This window comes from Streptomyces sp. CA-251387 (assembly GCF_050936625.1).
Taxonomy (GTDB): Bacteria; Actinomycetota; Actinomycetes; order Streptomycetales; family Streptomycetaceae; genus Streptomyces.
The window spans coordinates 6239793-6257270 of the sequence record NZ_JBNJMJ010000001.1; the positions used below are offsets into that span (position 1 = coordinate 6239793).

Annotated in this window: 12 protein-coding genes and 1 pseudogene; 11 read left to right on the forward strand and 2 right to left on the reverse strand. The window is 71.3% G+C overall.

The window, feature by feature from the left end:
* Window positions 1–8: 8 nt before the first annotated feature.
* From ACQEV2_RS28090 to moeZ, 11 genes and pseudogenes are all read left to right on the forward strand, one after another.
* Window positions 9–1742, forward strand: coding sequence for a DUF3152 domain-containing protein (locus ACQEV2_RS28090; protein ID WP_433047204.1), 1734 nt, complete (start codon window positions 9–11; stop codon window positions 1740–1742).
* Between the two features lie 56 nt (window positions 1743–1798).
* On the forward strand, window positions 1799–1891 hold the full coding sequence (locus tag ACQEV2_RS28095) for an Ms4533A family Cys-rich leader peptide (RefSeq protein WP_341846150.1): 93 nt from the start codon (window positions 1799–1801) through the stop codon (window positions 1889–1891).
* A 238-nt stretch (window positions 1892–2129) separates the two neighbouring features.
* A complete protein-coding gene (locus ACQEV2_RS28100) occupies window positions 2130–3848 on the forward strand; it encodes an ABC transporter substrate-binding protein (protein WP_433047207.1) in 1719 nt (572 codons plus the stop codon).
* A gap of 50 nt (window positions 3849–3898) precedes the next feature.
* Window positions 3899–4945, forward strand: coding sequence for an ABC transporter permease (locus ACQEV2_RS28105; protein WP_433047210.1), 1047 nt, complete (start codon window positions 3899–3901; stop codon window positions 4943–4945).
* Window positions 4942–5940, forward strand: a complete 999-nt coding sequence (locus tag ACQEV2_RS28110; protein ID WP_433047213.1) for an ABC transporter permease — start codon at window positions 4942–4944, stop codon at window positions 5938–5940. Before ACQEV2_RS28105 ends, ACQEV2_RS28110 begins: the two co-directional genes overlap by 4 nt.
* Window positions 5937–7598 (forward strand): dipeptide ABC transporter ATP-binding protein, encoded by a 1662-nt coding sequence (locus tag ACQEV2_RS28115; RefSeq protein WP_433047216.1) that lies wholly within the window; start codon window positions 5937–5939, stop codon window positions 7596–7598. The genes ACQEV2_RS28110 and ACQEV2_RS28115 overlap by 4 nt, the downstream gene beginning before the upstream one ends.
* Window positions 7599–7811: 213 nt before the next feature.
* Window positions 7812–9521 carry a DUF3492 domain-containing protein gene (locus ACQEV2_RS28120; protein WP_433047219.1) on the forward strand — a complete coding sequence of 570 codons (1710 nt, stop codon included), beginning with the start codon at window positions 7812–7814 and terminating at the stop codon, window positions 9519–9521.
* Window positions 9518–10839: pseudogene (locus ACQEV2_RS28125) on the forward strand (hypothetical protein). The gene ACQEV2_RS28120 and the pseudogene ACQEV2_RS28125 overlap by 4 nt, the downstream one beginning before the upstream one ends.
* Window positions 10840–11056: 217 nt before the next feature.
* On the forward strand, window positions 11057–12034 hold the full coding sequence (locus tag ACQEV2_RS28130; RefSeq protein ID WP_433047222.1) for an NAD-dependent epimerase/dehydratase family protein: 978 nt from the start codon (window positions 11057–11059) through the stop codon (window positions 12032–12034).
* On the forward strand, window positions 12022–12801 hold the full coding sequence (locus ACQEV2_RS28135; protein WP_433047225.1) for a spherulation-specific family 4 protein: 780 nt from the start codon (window positions 12022–12024) through the stop codon (window positions 12799–12801). Before ACQEV2_RS28130 ends, ACQEV2_RS28135 begins: the two co-directional genes overlap by 13 nt.
* A 63-nt stretch (window positions 12802–12864) precedes the next feature.
* Window positions 12865–14043: an adenylyltransferase/sulfurtransferase MoeZ gene (moeZ, locus tag ACQEV2_RS28140; RefSeq protein WP_433047228.1), complete on the forward strand. Its 1179-nt coding sequence runs from the start codon at window positions 12865–12867 to the stop codon at window positions 14041–14043.
* A 62-nt stretch (window positions 14044–14105) separates the two neighbouring features.
* Here moeZ and ACQEV2_RS28145 read toward each other — a convergent pair whose 3' ends face one another.
* On the reverse strand, window positions 14106–15653 hold the full coding sequence (locus tag ACQEV2_RS28145) for an alpha/beta hydrolase (RefSeq protein WP_433047231.1): 1548 nt from the start codon (window positions 15651–15653) through the stop codon (window positions 14106–14108).
* 136 nt (window positions 15654–15789) lie between these two features.
* Window positions 15790–17340, reverse strand: a complete 1551-nt coding sequence (locus ACQEV2_RS28150; RefSeq protein WP_433047234.1) for an alpha/beta hydrolase — start codon at window positions 17338–17340, stop codon at window positions 15790–15792.
* Window positions 17341–17478 lie beyond the last annotated feature (138 nt).

The following is a 17478-nucleotide window of genomic DNA, read 5'->3' on the forward strand; positions in this document are numbered from 1 at the left end:
GGCGCGACGTGGGACGCCACAGCCGCCGCGGATCCGCCGCCAAGCGCGACACTGCGGACACAACTGCACGACAGGGCTCCCGGGGAGCACAGCCGGAGGCGGGCGCCGCGGGCGCCGACCGGCGGGGGCCGTCCGTGCCGGGTACGGGGCCCGGAAGGGTTCCGGCTCCGCGGCCGGGTGCGGCTCCGGGGGCGGGTCAGGGGGGCTGGCCGCAGTCCGGGGGGCCTGGCGGGCCCGGTGGTCCTGGCGGCCCTGGTGGCCCCGGCGGGCCCGGTGGTCCTGGCGGTCGCCGAGTGCCGGGTCCACCGCCGGGTCGGCAGGGGATGCCGGCGGGTGGGGCACCGGCGTACGGAGGGCACGGGGGCCAGGACGGTACGCCCGCGCGGGGGATCCCGAGACTTCCTGACGGCACGCCTGCGCAGGGGTTCGCGAGGCTGCCGGACGGCACTCCGGCGCATGGCATCCCGCGGCTTCCCGATGGCACGCCCGCGCGTGGCTTCCCGCGGCTGCCCGACGGCACCCCCGCCCACGGCGTTCCCCGCCTGCCGGACGGGACTCCCGCCCACGGCACCCCCCTGCTCCGCGGCGGTCACCCCGAGCAGCGTGAACCCGGTGGGGGCTGGGGCGAGTTGAGGGGGCGGACCGGGGTCGCTCGCGGGGGTCCCGCGGCGGCCGGTGCTCCGCCTGCGACCGGCGTTCCCCTGCCGCGGCCCCGGCGGGCATCGCCGTCCGAGGGGCCCCGGCAGGAGTACCTCGACGCCTTCGGTGAGGACGGCGACGACGACGTCTTCGCGCTCCGTACGTCCGACTCCGCGCACGCCGCCGACCCGTACGCCTCCGTCACCGACTGGGACACCGGGACCGGCATCGGCGTCGCGAACGACACCGACCTCGACGACGACGCCCCGCCGACCGGCGAGCCCGTGCCGGCGAAGGGTGCCAAGGGCCGGGCCTTCACCGGCATCGCGGCCGCCGCCGTCGTCACCGTGCTGGCCGTCGTCGTCGCCGGGCAGGTCACGAAGGGGCGGGACGACAGCGACGTACAGTCGCAGTCCGCCACCGATCAGGCGCGGGACGCCCGTGACTCGGCCTCGCGCGGGGACGGGCGGCCGGTGCCGTCCGGTGTGCCTGACGTGGCGCCGCTGACGTACGAGCAGAAGATGGGCGAGAGGTACGCGCTCGGCGCCACGCTCAAGGGCTCGGGGCAGTTCGACGCGATCCCGGGGATCGACAAGGCGCCCGGGACGGGGCAGAAGTTCACCTATCGCGTGGACGTGGAGCAGGGGCTGGGGCTGGACGGCGAACTGTTCGCCGAGGCCGTGCAGAAGACGCTCAACGACGACCGCAGCTGGTCCCACAACGGCGCCCGCACCTTCGAGCGCATCTACTCCGGCAAGCCCGACTTCGTCATCACGCTGGCCAGCCCCGGCACCACCGCCGTCTGGTGCGCCAAGTCAGGCCTCGACACCACCGAGGACAACGTGTCGTGCGACTCGGCCGCCACCGAGCGCGTGATGATCAACGCGTACAGATGGGCACAGGGGTCGAAGACCTACGGTGACCGGATTCACGCGTACCGGCAGATGCTGATCAACCACGAGGTCGGCCACCGGCTCGGCTTCAGCCATGTCACCTGTGACAAGGACGGTGATCTCGCGCCGGTCATGCAGCAGCAGACCAAGTTCCTCGATCACGACGGGATCCACTGCCGGGCCAACCCGTGGCCGTATCCCGGGAGTTGACGGATGGTTCACATGTCACATTGACATGTGCAGCGTGTTGATCCATATTTCTGCACATGTCGACCCGTCACGCCTCTTCTCGCGCCGCCATCGAGCTGGCGCTCATCGGTGTGACCGCTCTGTGCGTGGCCGACATTCACTGTCGCTGACGTTCGCCCCTTGGCGTTCGCGTCGCGATCTTCTTCCTCTCCTGTGAGTCGCCGAGTCGTTGACGGGGTCTGACCCCGCGGCTCGTTCACGGGTTTTTCCGACGACCCGGCGCCGGGGCGGACGTCTGCTCATTTCCGTCTCACTCCGCGTCAATCCTTCTCGCCATCCGAGACAGGTCGAGCTGACTCGATTCTCGACCGTCCATGCGAGATCCACCAATCCGAGAGGTCGTCTCCGATGCGTCAACCGTCCGTCATAGCGCGCCGCGTGGCCGCGGCATCCGTCAGCCTGGTCGTGGCAGCGGGCGCCGCCGCCTGCGGGCCTGAGGACAACGATGCCAAGGGCGCCGGCGGCGACTCCACGCCCCACAAGGGCGGCACGCTCACGGTCCTGAACTCCAATCCGCAGCAGGACTTCGACCCCGCCCGCCTGTACACCTCCGGCGGCGGAAACGTCCCGTCCCTCGTCTTCCGCACGCTCACCACCCGCAACCGCGAGAACGGGGAGGCCGGCGCCGAGGTCGTCCCCGACCTCGCCACCGACACCGGGCGCCCGAACAAGGACGCCACCGTGTGGACGTACACCCTCAAGGAGGGCCTCAAGTACGAGGACGGCACCCCGATCACCTCGGCCGACATCAAGTACGGCATCGAGCGCTCCTTCGCGCCCGAACTGTCGGGTGGGGCGCCCTACTTGAGGGACTGGCTGATCGGCGGCGCCGACTACGAGGGGCCGTACAAGGACAAGGGCGGGCTCGACTCGATCGAGACGCCGGACCAGCGGACCATCGTCTTCCGGCTCAACAAGCCCGAGGGCGAGTTCCCGTACCTGGCCACGCAGACGCAGTTCACGCCCGTGCCGCAGGACAAGGACACCGGCACGAAGTACGAGGAGCACCCGATCTCGACCGGGCCGTACAAGGTCGTCAGCAACGAGAACGACGGTGAGCGGCTCGTCCTGGAGCGCAACACGTACTGGTCCGCCTCGACGGACGCCGAGCGCAAGGCGTACCCGGACAAGATCGACGTACGGTCCGGGCTGGACTCGTCCGTGATCAACCAGCGGCTGTCGTCGTCCCAGGGTGCGGACGCCGCCGCGGTCACCACGGACACCAACCTCGGCCCGGCGGAGCTGGCCAAGGTGACCGGCGACAAGGAACTTGCCTCTCGCGTCGGCACTGGACACTTCGGCTACACCAACTACATCGCGTTCAACCCGACGATCAAGCCGTTCAACAACGTCAAGGTGCGGCAGGCGATCTCGTACGCCATCGACCGGTCGTCCGTGGTCAATGCCGCGGGCGGCTCGGCGCTGGCCGAGCCCGCCACCACCTTCCTGCCGGACCAGAAGTCCTTCGGCTACACGCCGTACGACCACTTCCCGGCGGGCAAGGCCGGTGACCCGGCCAAGGCCAGGGAACTGCTGAAGGAGGCCGGTTACGCAGGCGGGCTGACCGTCACCCTGACCCACTCCAACGCCAAGGACTTCGAGACCAGCCCCGAGATCGCGACCGCGATCCAGGACGCGCTCAAGAAGGCCGGCATCACGGTCAAGCTGCAGGGTCTGGAAGAGAACGACTACTCCGACAAGATCCACAACGTGAAGACCGAGCCCGGCTTCTTCCTCGCCCACTGGGGTGCCGACTGGCCCTCCGGCGGTCCTTTCCTCGCCCCGATCTTCGACGGCCGGCAGATCGTCAAGGACGGCGCGAACTTCAATACGGGCCTGCTGAACGACAAGTCGGTCAATGCCGAGATTGACGCGATCAACAAGTTGACCGATCTTGACGCCGCCGCCGAGCGCTGGGGTGCACTGGACAAGAAGATCGGCGAGCAGGCGCTGACCGTGCCGCTGTTCCACCCGGTCTACAAGCGGCTGTACGGCAAGGACGTCAAGAACATCGTGATCAGTGACTGGACCGGCGTACTGGACATCTCCCAGGTCGCGGTCAAGTAGGTCAACCAGGTCAAGTGGATCAAGTAGTCAATGGATCTGGTCAAGTCATCATGAGCGAGGCCTTGTTGACCTCCCAGGCCCCCGGGGCGGACATCGCCGTCCCGGGGGCGTCGGGGGCTCGTCAGTTCTGGCGGCGGCTGCGAACGCAGCGTGCCGCCCTCGTCGCGGCGGTCGTCGTCGCGCTGCTCGTCCTGGTCGCGCTCGCCGCACCGCTGCTCACCGCGATCGAGGGCCAGGACCCCACCACCTACCACCCGTCCCTGGTGGACTCCGCGCGCGGGGGCGTGCCCATCGGGTCGTTCGGGGGAGTGAGCGCCGAGCACTGGCTCGGCGTCGAACCGCAGACCGGCCGAGACCTGTTCGCGCGCCTGGTCCACGGCGCGCGCGTGTCGCTGGGTGTCGCGCTGGCGGCGACGGTCGTACAGCTTGTGCTGGGCGTCGTCATCGGCGTCGCCGCCGGACTCGGCAACCGCTGGGTGGACCTCCTCCTGACCCGGATCGCCGACATCTTCGTGGCCATGCCGCTGATGGTCGTGGCGCTTGCCCTGCTCGCCATCGTGCCCACGAGTTTCCCGCGCCCCGTCCTGGTGGCGCTGGTCGTCGGACTGGTCTCCGGCTGGGGCACGCTCGCCAAGATGGTGCGTGCGCAGACGCTCACCCTCAAGGAGCTCGACTACGTCGCCGCGGCCCGGCTCAGCGGCTGGGGCACCGTCCGGATCGCCCGCCGCGAGCTGCTCCCCGGCCTCGCGGCCCCCGTCATCACCTTCGCGGCGATCCTCGTCCCGTCGAACATCACCGTCGAGGCCGCCCTGTCCTTCCTCGGTGTGGGCGTGAAGCCGCCGACGCCCTCCTGGGGGCAGATGCTGACCTCCGCGGACGTCTGGTACCAGGCGGCACCGCAGTACCTCCTGCTGCCCGCGGGCTCCCTCTTCGTGACCGTCCTCGCCCTCACCGTGCTGGGCGACGGCGTGCGCACGGCCCTCGACCCGCGCGCGGCCTCGCGGCTGCGGGTCGGGACGGGGCGCAAGCGACAGACGGCGGACATCGAGCGGAAGCCGACGGACCGCAAGCAGGAAGCGAAGGGGGAGACGTCATGAGCGGTTTCGGTGGTTTCGTACTGCGCCGGGCCGCCGGTGCCGTGGTCACCTTGTTCGCCCTCTCGGTGATCATCTACGTCGTCTTCTACGTCACCCCCGGCAACGTCGCCCAGATCACCTGCGGCCCGCGCTGCTCGCCCGCCCAGGTGCAGCAGGTCGCCGGGCAACTGCACCTCGACGACCCGCTGTACACGCGCTACTGGCACTTCCTGCAGGGCCTCTTCGCCGGCCAGGACTACTCCACCGGCACCTCGGTCCAGCACTGCTCGGCGCCCTGCCTCGGGCTGTCGTACCAGAGCGACCAGCAGGTCACGGCGCTGATCCTGACGAAGCTGCCGGTCACGGCCTCGCTCGCGCTCGGCGCGATGCTGCTGTGGCTGGTCATCGGCGTCGGCACCGGGGTGCTGTCGGTGTGGCGGCGCGGCCGGTTCACCGAGCGGCTGCTGACCGCGCTCACGCTCGCGGGCATGTCCACGCCCGTCTTCGTCATCGGCCTCGTCCTGATGATCGTCGTCTGCGGACAACTGGAGCTGCTGCCCTTCCCGCAGTACGTCGCCTTCACCGACGACCCCGAACAGTGGGCCTGGAACCTCCTGCTGCCCTGGCTGTCGCTCGCGCTGATCGAGTCCGCCACGTATGCCCGGCTGACCCGGGCCTCGATGCTGGAGACCCTCGCCGAGGATCACGTGCGCACCTTCCGGGCCTACGGCGTCGGCGAGCGGGCGATCATCTGGCGGCACGCCCTGCGCGGCGCGGTGGCCCCGCTCATCGCCGTGAACGCCAACAACCTCGGCGTCCTGTTCGGCGGTGCCGTGCTCACCGAGACGCTGTTCGGGCTGCCCGGCATCGGCCAGGAGATGGTCGAGGCGGTCAAGGTCGTCGACCTGCCGGTGGTCGTCGGCATGGTCCTGGTGACCGGCTTCTTCGTGGTCCTCGCCAACGCCGTCGCGGACGTCCTGTACGCGGTGGCCGACCGACGGGTGGTGCTGGCATGAGTCTGGTGGAGATCACGGACCTGACGGTCGAGTTCGGGTCCCTGCGCGCCGTGGACGGGCTGTCCTTCAGGCTGGAGCAGGGCGCCGCCCTCGCCCTCGTCGGCGAGTCCGGCTCCGGCAAGTCCACGGTCGCCGCCGCCCTGCTCGGCCTGCACCGCGGCACGGGCGCGCGGGTCGGCGGCGGGATCGAGGTGGCCGGCGTCGACGTACAGAAGGCGCCCGAGGAGGCACTGCGGCGGCTGCGCGGTGGCAAGGCCGCGATGGTGTTCCAGGATCCGCTGTCGTCCCTGGACCCGTACTACGCCATCGGGGACCAGATCGCCGAGGTGTTCCGCGTGCACACGCGTGCCTCGCGACGAGCGGCACGCGCGCGTGCCGTGCAGGTGCTGGACCGGGTGGGCATTCCGGACGCGGCACGGCGATCCCGTGCCCGCCCGCACGAGTTCAGCGGCGGCATGCGCCAGCGTGCCCTCATCGCCATGGCGCTGGCCTGTGAACCCGAGCTGCTGATCGCCGATGAGCCCACGACCGCGCTCGACGTGACCGTCCAGGCCCAGATCCTCGACCTCCTGCACGCGCTCCGCGAGGAGACGGCCATGGGCCTCCTCCTCGTCACGCACGACGTGGGCGTCGCCGCGGAGAGCGTCGACGAGGTGCTCGTCATGCGGCACGGACGCGTGGTCGAACACGGGCCGGTCGCCACCGTCCTCGGCTCGCCCGCACAGCCGTACACGCGCGAACTGCTCGGCGCGGTCCCGCGCGTGGACGCGCCGCGCTCCGGCTCCGCGGAGGCGGAGGAACCGGCTGCTGCGGCGGCGGGGGAACCGTCTGCTGCGGCGGCGGAGGAACCGTCTGTCGCGCCGGCGGAGGTCGTCCTGGAGGCGACCGGCCTCCGGCGTGAATTCGGGCGCGGGAAGCGGGCGTTCACGGCGGTGGACGACGTGTCGCTGACGATCCACCGCGGCGAGACCCTCGGGATCGTGGGGGAGAGCGGCAGCGGCAAGACCACGCTCGGGCGCATGCTCGTCGGCCTCCTGGAGCCGACGGCGGGCGAGGTCCGTTTCGACGGGCACGCGCGCGTGGGCCTCGATCCGGCAGTGCAGCTGGTCTTCCAGGACCCCGTCTCCTCCCTCAACCCCCGCCGCAGCGTGGGCGAGTCGATCGCCGACCCGCTACACGCGCGTGGGGAGCCGGACGAGGCACGCGTCCGGGGGCGGGTGCGGGAACTGCTGGAGCGCGTGGGGCTCGAAGCGGCGCACTACGACCGCTACCCGCACGAGTTCAGCGGCGGTCAGCGCCAGCGCGTCGGCATCGCGCGGGCGCTCGCGGCCGACCCGCGCGTCATCGTCTGCGACGAGCCCGTCTCCGCGCTCGACGTCACCACCCAGGCCCAGGTGGTCGCCCTGCTCGGCGAGTTGCAGCGCGAACTCGGGCTCGCGCTCGTCTTCGTCGCGCACGACCTCGCCGTCGTGCGCCAGGTCAGCGACCGGGTCGCGGTGATGCGGCACGGCCGGATCGTCGAACAGGGCCCCGCCGACGAGGTGTACGACAACCCGCAGGACCCGTACACCAAACAGCTCCTGGCCGCCGTACCCGCGCTCGACCCGCGGATCGCGGCCCGGCGGCGGGCCACACGACGGGAGTTGGCCGTGGTGTGACCGTCCGGGCCGTTCAGGTGTGACGATCCGTGTGCGCGTGATGTCTTAGCGCGACGGAACGCGACCTGCACGGGAAAGTTACGACCGTTCACCCCTTTTGGTGGTGCGATGGACAACCGTCCATCGCGCCACCGCCTTGTCCGCATACGTTCGTCCCGCTGCGAGCCGCCGGGGGAACGGCGGCTCCCCTCAAGGGAGATCGGGGGTGTACTCGTGCGCATCGGACTGATTGCGGAGGGTGGCTATCCGTATGTGAGCGGTGACGCCGGGCTCTGGTGCGACCGGCTCGTGCGCGGGCTCGGACAGCACGAGTTCGACATCTATGCGCTCAGCCGCAGCCGGCGCCAGGAGGACGAGGGCTGGGTCCCGCTGCCGCCGCAGGTCAGCCGGGTGCGCACGGCGCCGTTGTGGACGGCGGAAGACGACGGGGTCGGCTACGGGCGCCGGGCGCGCCGGCGGTTCGCCGAGTGCTACGGCGAGCTGGTGACCGTGCTCTGCGCGGGCGGCCCCATGGACGCCCCCGGGATCCCCGGGGACGCGTCTGCCACTGAGGCGGACCGTTTCGGCAACGCGTTGTACGGGTTCGCCGAACTCGCTCGCGACGAGGGCGGGCTCGTGGGAGCGCTCCGCTCCGAGGCCGCGGTGCGCACCCTTGAGCGCGCCTGTCGGGCGCGGGGCGCGTCGGCCCCGGCGCGGGAGGCGCGCGTACCCGATCTGCTGGCCGTCGCCGCGCATCTGGAACGCGCCCTGCGCCCCCTCTCGCTCGACTGGTACGAGGACGAGGGCCTCGGCTCGGTCGACTTGTGCCACGCCGCCTCCGGCGGCCCCGCGGCCCTGCCCGGCCTGCTCGCCCACCACTTCTGCGGCGTACCGCTGTTGCTGACCGAGTACGGGGTCCGGCTCCGCACGCACTACCTGGCCGCCACCGAGTCCTCGCCTGCAGTACGGTCCCTGCTCGCCGCCTTCCACGGCAGGCTCGCCGCCGAGACCTACGCCCGGGCCGCCCTCATCACCCCCGGCAACGGCCACGCGCGCCGCTGGCAGGAGCGCTGCGGCGCCGACCGGGGGAAACTCCGCACCGTCTACCCCGGCATGGACGCATCCCGCTTCGCGGAGGTCGGCGAGGGCCCGGAGCGCGCGGACCCGGACACGCTCGTCTGGGTCGGCCGGGTCGAACCGGCCAAGGATCTGGTGTCGTTGCTGCACGCCTTCGCCGAGGTCCGCAAGGAGCAGCCGAAGACGCGCCTGCGGATCGTCGGCACACCCTCGGGCGCCGAGGGCGCCGCCTACCTCGGCCACTGCAGGACGCTGGCCGCACAGCTCTTCCCCGACGAGGCCGAGGGCCCGCACACGGTCGGGGTCAACCCCGTCTCCTTCGAGGAGATCGGCGGCCCGGAGATCCCCACCCTCGCCGACGCGTACGCCTCGGGCGCCGTGACCGTCCTGTCCAGCGTCGTGGAGGGCTTCCCGATCAGCCTGGTCGAGGCCATGCTCTGCAGCCGCGCGACGGTGTCCACCGACGTCGGCGCGGTGGTGGAGGTCATCGGCGGCACCGGTCTCGTCGTGCCGCCGCGCAACCCACGGGCGCTCGCGGAGGCCTGCGTGGCGCTGTTGCGCGACCCCGAGCGCCGTGAGCGCCTGGGCGCGGCCGCACGCGCGCGTGCGCTCGAACTGTTCACCGTCGAGCAGAACGTCGCAGCATTTCACGGCATTTACCTGGAGATCGTCTCGCGCACCCCGGTCCGCCGCCTCGTCCTCGACGAGGCCGGATCCCCCTTGCCGTTCGCCGTCCCCGCCGAGGCCCATGTCCCCGGCCGCTGGACCGAGCGCAGCGCACGCCTCGTGGCCCGCGGCGGCCCTGTCCGCCCGACGGGAGCCCCCGTACGCGCCACCACGGCGCACGCGACGGAGGGGGCGCGATGAGCGGCCCCGGAGGACTGGACCTACCCGGCGCCCCCACCAACCCCGGGGCCTGGGACGAGCGGTCGGAGGACTGGCTCGTGGCGGAGACGCCCGTACGGGAGAACGGAGCCGACACCGGCGAAGGCGGAGCCACCAGCGAGGGCGGAGCCACCCGCGAAGGCGGAGCCGACGCCCCAGCCACGACCACTGAGGAATCGAACGCCGCCCGCACCACCCGCCCCCGGCCGACCCCCACCCGCCGTACCGGCGCCGACCCCGTGAAGGCGCTGATGCACCGGCACCGCGACCTGTGTGAACGCGCGGTGGACCCGCTGGAGATCGCCGCGGGCCTGGAAGCCCACGGCGTCACCGACCGCACAGCGGCACGCTTCGTGCACCGGGACGTCTTCTCCCTCGCGGAGGAGATGTACGCCCGAACGCCCCGCGACGGAGAGACGCCCCCGAGCTCCCCGCCCCTCACCACCCCCGCGCACGAGCCGGCTGGATCCTCCTCGCCCTCCTCCCCGGAGCCCTCTGCGCGGCGGCAGTGACCGCTCTGCATCACACTCACGGCCAGTCCCGTCTGATCGCGGCTGCCGCAGGAGCCCTCGCGGTGGCCCTCGCCGTGCGCGCGGCCCTGGCCCGAGGCCCTTTAGCGACCACGGACCGCACGAACCCGACCGCCACCCGGACCTGCTGGCTCATCGCCTACGCCCTCCTCGGCGACGGACTCCTCCGCGCAGCCGCCACCGGAGGGCCCGACGCCCTCCCCACCGGCACCGCCGACGGCCCCTGGCCCCTGACCACCGCCCCCGTCCTGGCCCTCACCCTCTCCTGTGCCCCCGCGGCCTGGTGCGCCCACCTCCTCGCCGTACGGGCCCGCCGCAAACTGTCGGCCAGCAGGGCCCTGGACGACTTCGCCACGTCCGCAAAGCCCCTGCTCCTGGGCACCTTCACGCTCTACCTCGGCACCCTGACGGCCCTCCTGACCCTCACCGCCACCGTCCTGGACGAGCCCGCCGCCTACCCCCAGACCCTCACCCTCGGCGCCCTCTTGTTCCTCTCCCGCCTCCTCACCACCCACGGCTCCACGCAGGCGCCCGCGCTCGTCCTCACAGCCACAGCCTCAGCCGAGGCAACGGCCCTGACCACCCTCTTCGCAGCCCGCCTTCCCGACTGCGCGTGGCTGGCGACCCCCGTCCAGTCCCTGATCGACACATGGGGCCCGGCCGCCGTCCCGACGATCGCCTGCGGCGCGGGCGCGCTGACCCTCCTGCTCCATGCGACGCGCACCCTCACGAGGGCGTCGGCACACGCAAGGCGGGATCAGCCGTGGTGACACGACAGCAACCCGCGCGGCGCCGCGCCGACCCACACCGCGTCCGGAGGCGCTACGCGCACCCCCACTCACCGGTAGAAGCCGCCGCAGGCATACGCGCGCACAAACCGGATGAAGCGCTCCTGTCCGAATTCCCCTCCTCCCCTGAAGCCGTTGAAGGAGACCCCCAAATGATCACCTCCCGATCCGACCACCCCTCGGCCCCGGGAGCCGCCCGATGAGAGTCCTGCTGATCGGAGCCAACGGCTACCTCGGCCGCTTCGTGGCCGACCGCCTCCTCGCCGACCCCGCAGTCCAGCTCACCGCACTGGGCCGTGGCGACGACGCCGACGTCCGCTTCGACCTCGCGTCCGGCAGCCCAGGCGCCCTCACCCGCTTCCTGGACGCGGTCCACCCCGGCGTCGTCATCAACTGCGCCGGCGCCACCCGGGGCGGCGCCCGCGAACTCACCCGCCACAACACCGTCGCCGTCGCCACTGTCTGCGAGGCCCTGCGCCGCAGCGGCTGCGGCGCCCGCCTCGTACAGATCGGCTGCGGCGCCGAGTACGGCCCGAGCCAGCCCGGCTCCTCCACGGCCGAGGACGCCGTCCCCCGCCCCGGCGGCCCGTACGGCGTCAGCAAGCTCGCCGCCACCGAACTGGTCCTGGGCTCCGGCCTGGACGCCGTGGTCCTGAGGGTCTTCTCACCTGCAGGCCCCGGCACCCCCGCCGGTTCCCCCCTCGGCCGCCTCGCCGAGGCCATGCGCCGCGCCATGCAGTCCGGCGACGGCGAACTCAAACTCACCGGCCTCGGCGCCCAGCGCGACTTCGTCGACGTCCGCGACGTGGCCCGCGCCGTCCACGCCGCCTCACTCTCCGCGGCGCAGGGCGTCATCAACATCGGCTCCGGCCGCGCCGTCCGCCTCCGTGACGCCGCCGCGGTCCTCGCCCGCGTGGCCGGATACGGCGGCGCCCTCCACGAACTCGACGGCCCGCCCGGCCCGTTGCGGTCCACCATCGGCCATCCCCGCGCCGACTCGGACCACATGGCCCACCCGGGACACGGTGCCCCGGTCGCGTACCCGTACCCGGACGGCTGCGGCAGCTGGCAGCAGGCCGACGTGCGCACCGCCCGCGACCGGCTCGGCTGGCGCCCCCGGATCAACCTCGAAGAGTCCCTCGGTGACATCTGGATGGAGGCGGCATGCCGTATCTGATGGGCACCACACCGGCCACATCGAGCACCGGCCTCCGCACCGGCCTCGGCATCCCCGGCTACGCACACCCCCTTCTCGCCCCCGCCGAGTGGGGCGAACTCACCCGCCCCGGCACCCCCGTGCACTGGGTCGCCCTGAACGTCGCCAACGGCCCCGGGACCCGCCCCGACCCACACTGCCTTCAGGCCGCCGCACGTCTGCGCGCCGCGGGAGTCCGCATCCTCGGCCACCTCGACGCCGCCCGCCTCGGCACAGCCCATCTCGGCACGGCCCACGGCGCGCGCGCCTTCGGCGAGGTGATCTCCGAGGCGCACCGGTACCTCGACTGGTACCGGGTCGACGGCTTCCTCCTGGACGGCTGTCCGAACGAACGCGCCGCGCTGCCCGAGATCCGCCGCACGGCCGGCACGCTGCGCGCGCTGCGTGACAAGGCCCACATCGTCCTCGGCCACGGCACCCACCCGCACCCCGGCTACGCCGAGTGCGGCGACCAGCTGGTCACCTTCCGGGGCTCGTGGAGCGACTACCGCTGGTCGCAGGTGGCGGAGTGGACGGCCGACTATCCGCCCGACCGCTTCTGCCACTTCGTCCACGGAGTGCCCCTCGGCCACCTCGACGAGGCACTGCGCATCGCCCGCTGGCAGGGCGCCGCGACGATCTGGTTCACCGACCGCACGGACCACGGCGGGCGCACCGACCCCTGGGAGACCATGCCCGGCTACTGGGACGAAATCGTCTCGCGGATCGGAACAGGTGTCTCGGAATGAAAAAGCCCATGGCAGTGTTACGGGGAGAACAACTGTAGTGATCGACCGACCAACGGAGTCCCCGTGTCGTTGCCACCCCTGGTCGAGCCGGCCCCCGAGCTCACCGTAGACGAGGTTCGCAGGTACTCCCGCCACCTGATCATCCCCGACGTCGGGATGGACGGGCAGAAGCGGCTGAAGAACGCCAAGGTGCTGTGTGTGGGCGCCGGTGGCCTGGGCTCGCCGGCGCTGATGTACCTGGCCGCGGCGGGCGTCGGCACGCTCGGCATCGTGGAGTTCGACGAGGTCGACGAGTCGAATCTGCAGCGCCAGATCATCCACAGCCAGTCCGACATCGGCCGCTCCAAGGCCGAGTCCGCCCGCGACAGCGTCAAGGGCATCAACCCGTACGTGAACGTGGTCCTTCACGAGGAGCGGCTCGAGGCCGACAACGTGATGGACATCTTCAGCCAGTACGACCTGATCGTCGACGGCACGGACAACTTCGCGACCCGCTACCTGGTCAACGACGCCTGCGTGCTGCTGAACAAGCCGTACGTGTGGGGCTCGATCTACCGCTTCGACGGTCAGGCCTCCGTCTTCTGGTCCGAGCACGGCCCCTGCTACCGCTGCCTCTACCCGGAGCCCCCGCCCCCCGGCATGGTCCCCTCCTGCGCCGAGGGCGGCGTGCTCGGCGTGCTGTGCGCGTCCATCGGCTCCATCCAGGTCAACGAGGCCATCAAGCTCCTCGCGGGCATCGGTGAGCCGCTGGTCGGCCGCCTGATGATCTACGACGCCCTGGAGATGCAGTACCGCCAGGTCAAGGTCCGCAAGGACCCGAACTGCGCGGTCTGCGGCGAGAACCCGACCGTCACCGAGCTCATCGACTACGAGGCCTTCTGCGGCGTCGTCTCCGAGGAGGCCCAGGAGGCGGCCGCCGGCTCCACGATCACTCCCAAGCAGCTCAAGGAGTGGATCGACGACGGCGAGAACATCGAGATCATCGACGTCCGCGAGATCAACGAGTACGAGATCGTCTCGATCCCCGGCGCCAAGCTGATCCCGAAGAACGAGTTCCTCATGGGCACGGCCCTGGAGACCCTCCCGCAGGACAAGAAGATCGTCTTGCACTGCAAGACGGGTGTCCGCAGTGCGGAAGTCCTCGCGGTCCTGAAGTCCGCGGGCTTCGCCGACGCCGTGCACGTCGGTGGCGGCGTGATCGGCTGGGTCAACCAGATCGAGCCGCACAAGCCGGTGTACTGACCCGACCTGCTCCGCACGGCGGGGGCTTCGGGCACCACGGGTGCCCGAAGCCCCCGCCGTCGTCATGAGCAGACCTTGCCGTCCTCCGGCACCGTCCCCCGCAGCAGATATGCGTTCACGGTGGAGTCGACGCAGTCGCTCCCCTTCGCGTACGCGGTGTGGCCCTCGCCCTTCCAGGTGAGCATCACACCGACGCCCTTGCCCAGTTCGTCCGCCATCCTCCGGGTGCCCTCGTAGGGCGTCGCCGGGTCGCCGGTGTTGCCGACCAGCAGGATCGGTGCCGCACCCGGCGCGCTCGCCTCCGGGGTGTCGTACTGCCCGGCCACCGGCCAGTCGTGGCACCAGCCGGCCGTGTCCCAGCCCAGCATGGGGCCGAACACGGGCGAGGCCTTCTCGAATCGCGGCAGCAGCTTCTTCGCCTCCTCGGCCGTCGGCCGCTGCTTGTCGTCCAAGCACGATATGACCCGTTGCGAGTGGTTTCCCGTGGCGTAGTGCCCCGAGGCGTCCCGGTCGTTGTACTGGTCGGCGAGGGCCAGGAGTTGCGTGCCGTCTCCCTCCTCCGCCGCCGCCAGGGCGCTGGTCAGCGTCGGCCAGCTCGCCTCGCTGTAGAGCGGCATGATGAGGCCGGTGAGAGCGAGTGCCTCCGTGAGCTTGCGACCGGAGGACGTCGGCAGCGGGCCCGCGTCGATCCGCTTCAGCAGGTCCACGATCTTCCGCGAGCCCTCTTCGGCGCCCTGACCGGTGGACTTGAGGTAGTTGTTCAGGGCCCGCTGGAAGCCCCTGGCCTGGTTCTCGGCGTGCCCCGCCGCGTCGGCGCTCGGGTCGGAGACCGCGTCCAGGACCAGCCGCCCCACGTTCTTGGGGAACAAGTGGGCGTAGATGCCGCCGAGTTCGGTGCCGTAGGAGATGCCGAAGTAGTGCATCTTCGGGTCGCCGAGGACCTGACGCATCAGGTCCATGTCGCGGGCGGTGTCCGTGGTCGACACATGCGCCATCAGCGTGCCCGCGGACTTCTGGCAGCCCTTGCCGAAGGTGGCGGCGTCCCGGAAGTACGCCGTCTCCTCGGTCGGTGTGTCCGGCGTGATGTCCAAGGACTCGGAGGCTTCGATCTCCTTGTCGCTGCGGCAGCGGACGCCCTCACTGGCGCCCACCCCGCGCGGGTCCCAGCTCACCAGGTCGTACCGCTCGCCCAGCTCGGACGTGTTGGAGGCGTACCACGGCAGCGTGGACAGCCCCGAGCTGCCGGGGCCGCCGAAGTTGAACAGCAGCGAGCCGATGCGGTCGTCGCCACTGGCCTTGGCGCGGATCAGCGCGAGGTCGATCGTCCTGCCCGCCGGTTTCGTCCAGTCCAGCGGCGCCTTGAGCGTCGCGCACTGCCACTCGTCGCCCGGCGCGGAGGAGTCCCCGGTGGCCTTGCAACGCCCCCAGTCGAGCTTCTGCGAGGTCAGCGAGGACGGCAGCGGCGTCGCTGCATCGGTGGACGCGGTCGGTGAACTCGGGCTGCCTGTCTCCCCACCGGCCTTGTCGCCGTCGGACGAGCCGCCGCTGCAGCCCGCCGCCAGCAGCGCGGCGGCGGCCGTCAGGGCCGTCCACCGTACGAAACGCGCCATGTCACTTCCCCCCTCGCAGGCCGTCCGCGCTGTGCCGCGGATGGCGGTCAGGCCATAGTAGGCAGATCAGGAAAAAGGCCGTGACAGCCTGTGGATAACTCTCTGACCTGCTGATTTGCCCGGTTCCGAGGCGGTCTCAGCCGCAGACGGTGCCTGCCGCCGGCAGTTTCCCGTCCAGCAGATAGGCGTTCACCGCGTCCTGCACGCACCTGTTCTTGCTGTTGTAGGCCCCGTGTCCCTGCCCCTTGTACGTCAGCTCGACGCCCACCCCCTTGCCCAGCGCCTCCACCATCCTCCGTGCGCCCTCGTACGGCGTGGCCGGGTCGCCCGTGTTGCCGATGACGAGGATGGGCGCCGAGCCGGGCGCGCTGACGTCGGGGTGGTCGGCGGCGCCCGCCACGGGCCAGTCGGTGCAGCTGAGCAGGGCCCAGGCGAAGGAGTCGCCGAAGAGGGGCGAGGCGGCCCGGAATTCGGGCAGCTTCTGCTCCACGTCTGCGGGGGTGTACCGCGGTTTCTCGTCGGCGCAGTTGATCGAGACGTTGGCGGCGGTGATGTTGCTGTACTCGCCGTTCTCGCTGCGCCCGTTCAACGAGTCGGACAGCAGCATCAGAGTCTGGCCGTGACCGCCGTACGCCTGCTCGAGACCCTGGGTGAGAAGCGGCCAGTACTCCTGCGAATACATCGCCTGCACGATGCCGTTGGTCGCGGCGCTCTGGGTCAGCTCACGGGGGAAGATGCCCTCGATCGGCTTGCTGTCGAGGTCCTTCAGCAGCTTGGCGATGCGGTCCTTGACGTCCTGGGGGGTGGCGCCGATCGGGCAGCCCTCGGTCTTGGAGGTGCAGTCCTCCGCGAAGTTGTCCAGCGCGAGCTCAAAGCCCTTGACCTGCGTGAGTGCCCCCTGTTCCGTGTTCTGCGTCGGGTCGACCACCGCGTCGAAGACGGCGCGGCCCACGTTCCTCGGGAACAAGTGGGCGTAGACGCCACCGAGTTCGGTGCCGTACGAGATGCCGAAGTAGTGCAGCTTGGCGTCGCCCAGGACCTGGCGCATCAGGTCCAGGTCGCGGGCCGCGTCGCTGGTGCCCACATGGGGCAGCATCCCGTCGGAGTTCTTCTCGCACGCCTTGTTGAATTCCTTGGTGCTGTCCAGCAGTTCCGTCCGTTCGGCGGCGTCGTCCGGCGACGCGTCCTGCTGGAAGTGGGCGTCGAGCTGCTGGTCGTTCTCGCACCGCACGGGCTCGCTGCCGCCCACCCCGCGCGGGTCGAAGCTCACCAGGTCGTAGCGGGTGCGCAGCTTCTCGTAGGTCTCCCCGAAGCCGGGCAGCGCGGCGACGCCGGAGCCGCCGGGCCCGCCGAAGTTGAAGATCAGCGAGCCGATGCGCTGGTTCGCGGGGCCGTCGGCCTTCACCCGGATCAGCTCGATGCCGATCGTGTCGCCCTTGGGATCGTCCCAGTCCCGGGGCGCCTTCATCGTGGCGCACTGCCAGGTGCCGCCGTCCGGCAGAGGTGACGGGCTGCCCTTGCCGCCCTGTGCCTGGGAGGGGGCCGGGCAGTCCTCCCAGCTCAGCTCCTGGGCCGTCAGGTCCTCGTCCCCGGAGTCGTCGTCGCTGCTGCAGCCCGCCAGCAGGGAGGACAGCAGCAGGGCGGTGGCGGTCAGGGCAGCGGTGCGCATCCGGGGAGGGTTCGGCATGGTCCCATCCTGCGGTCGTACGGGGTGGGGCGCTCGGGGCGCGGGCCGTACGAGGTACCGCGGCGCCTCACCACTTCGGTGCCCTTTCAACGTACGGCGCCCTGCTCCTCGTACGGCAAGGCGCCGCGTTGGAATGCC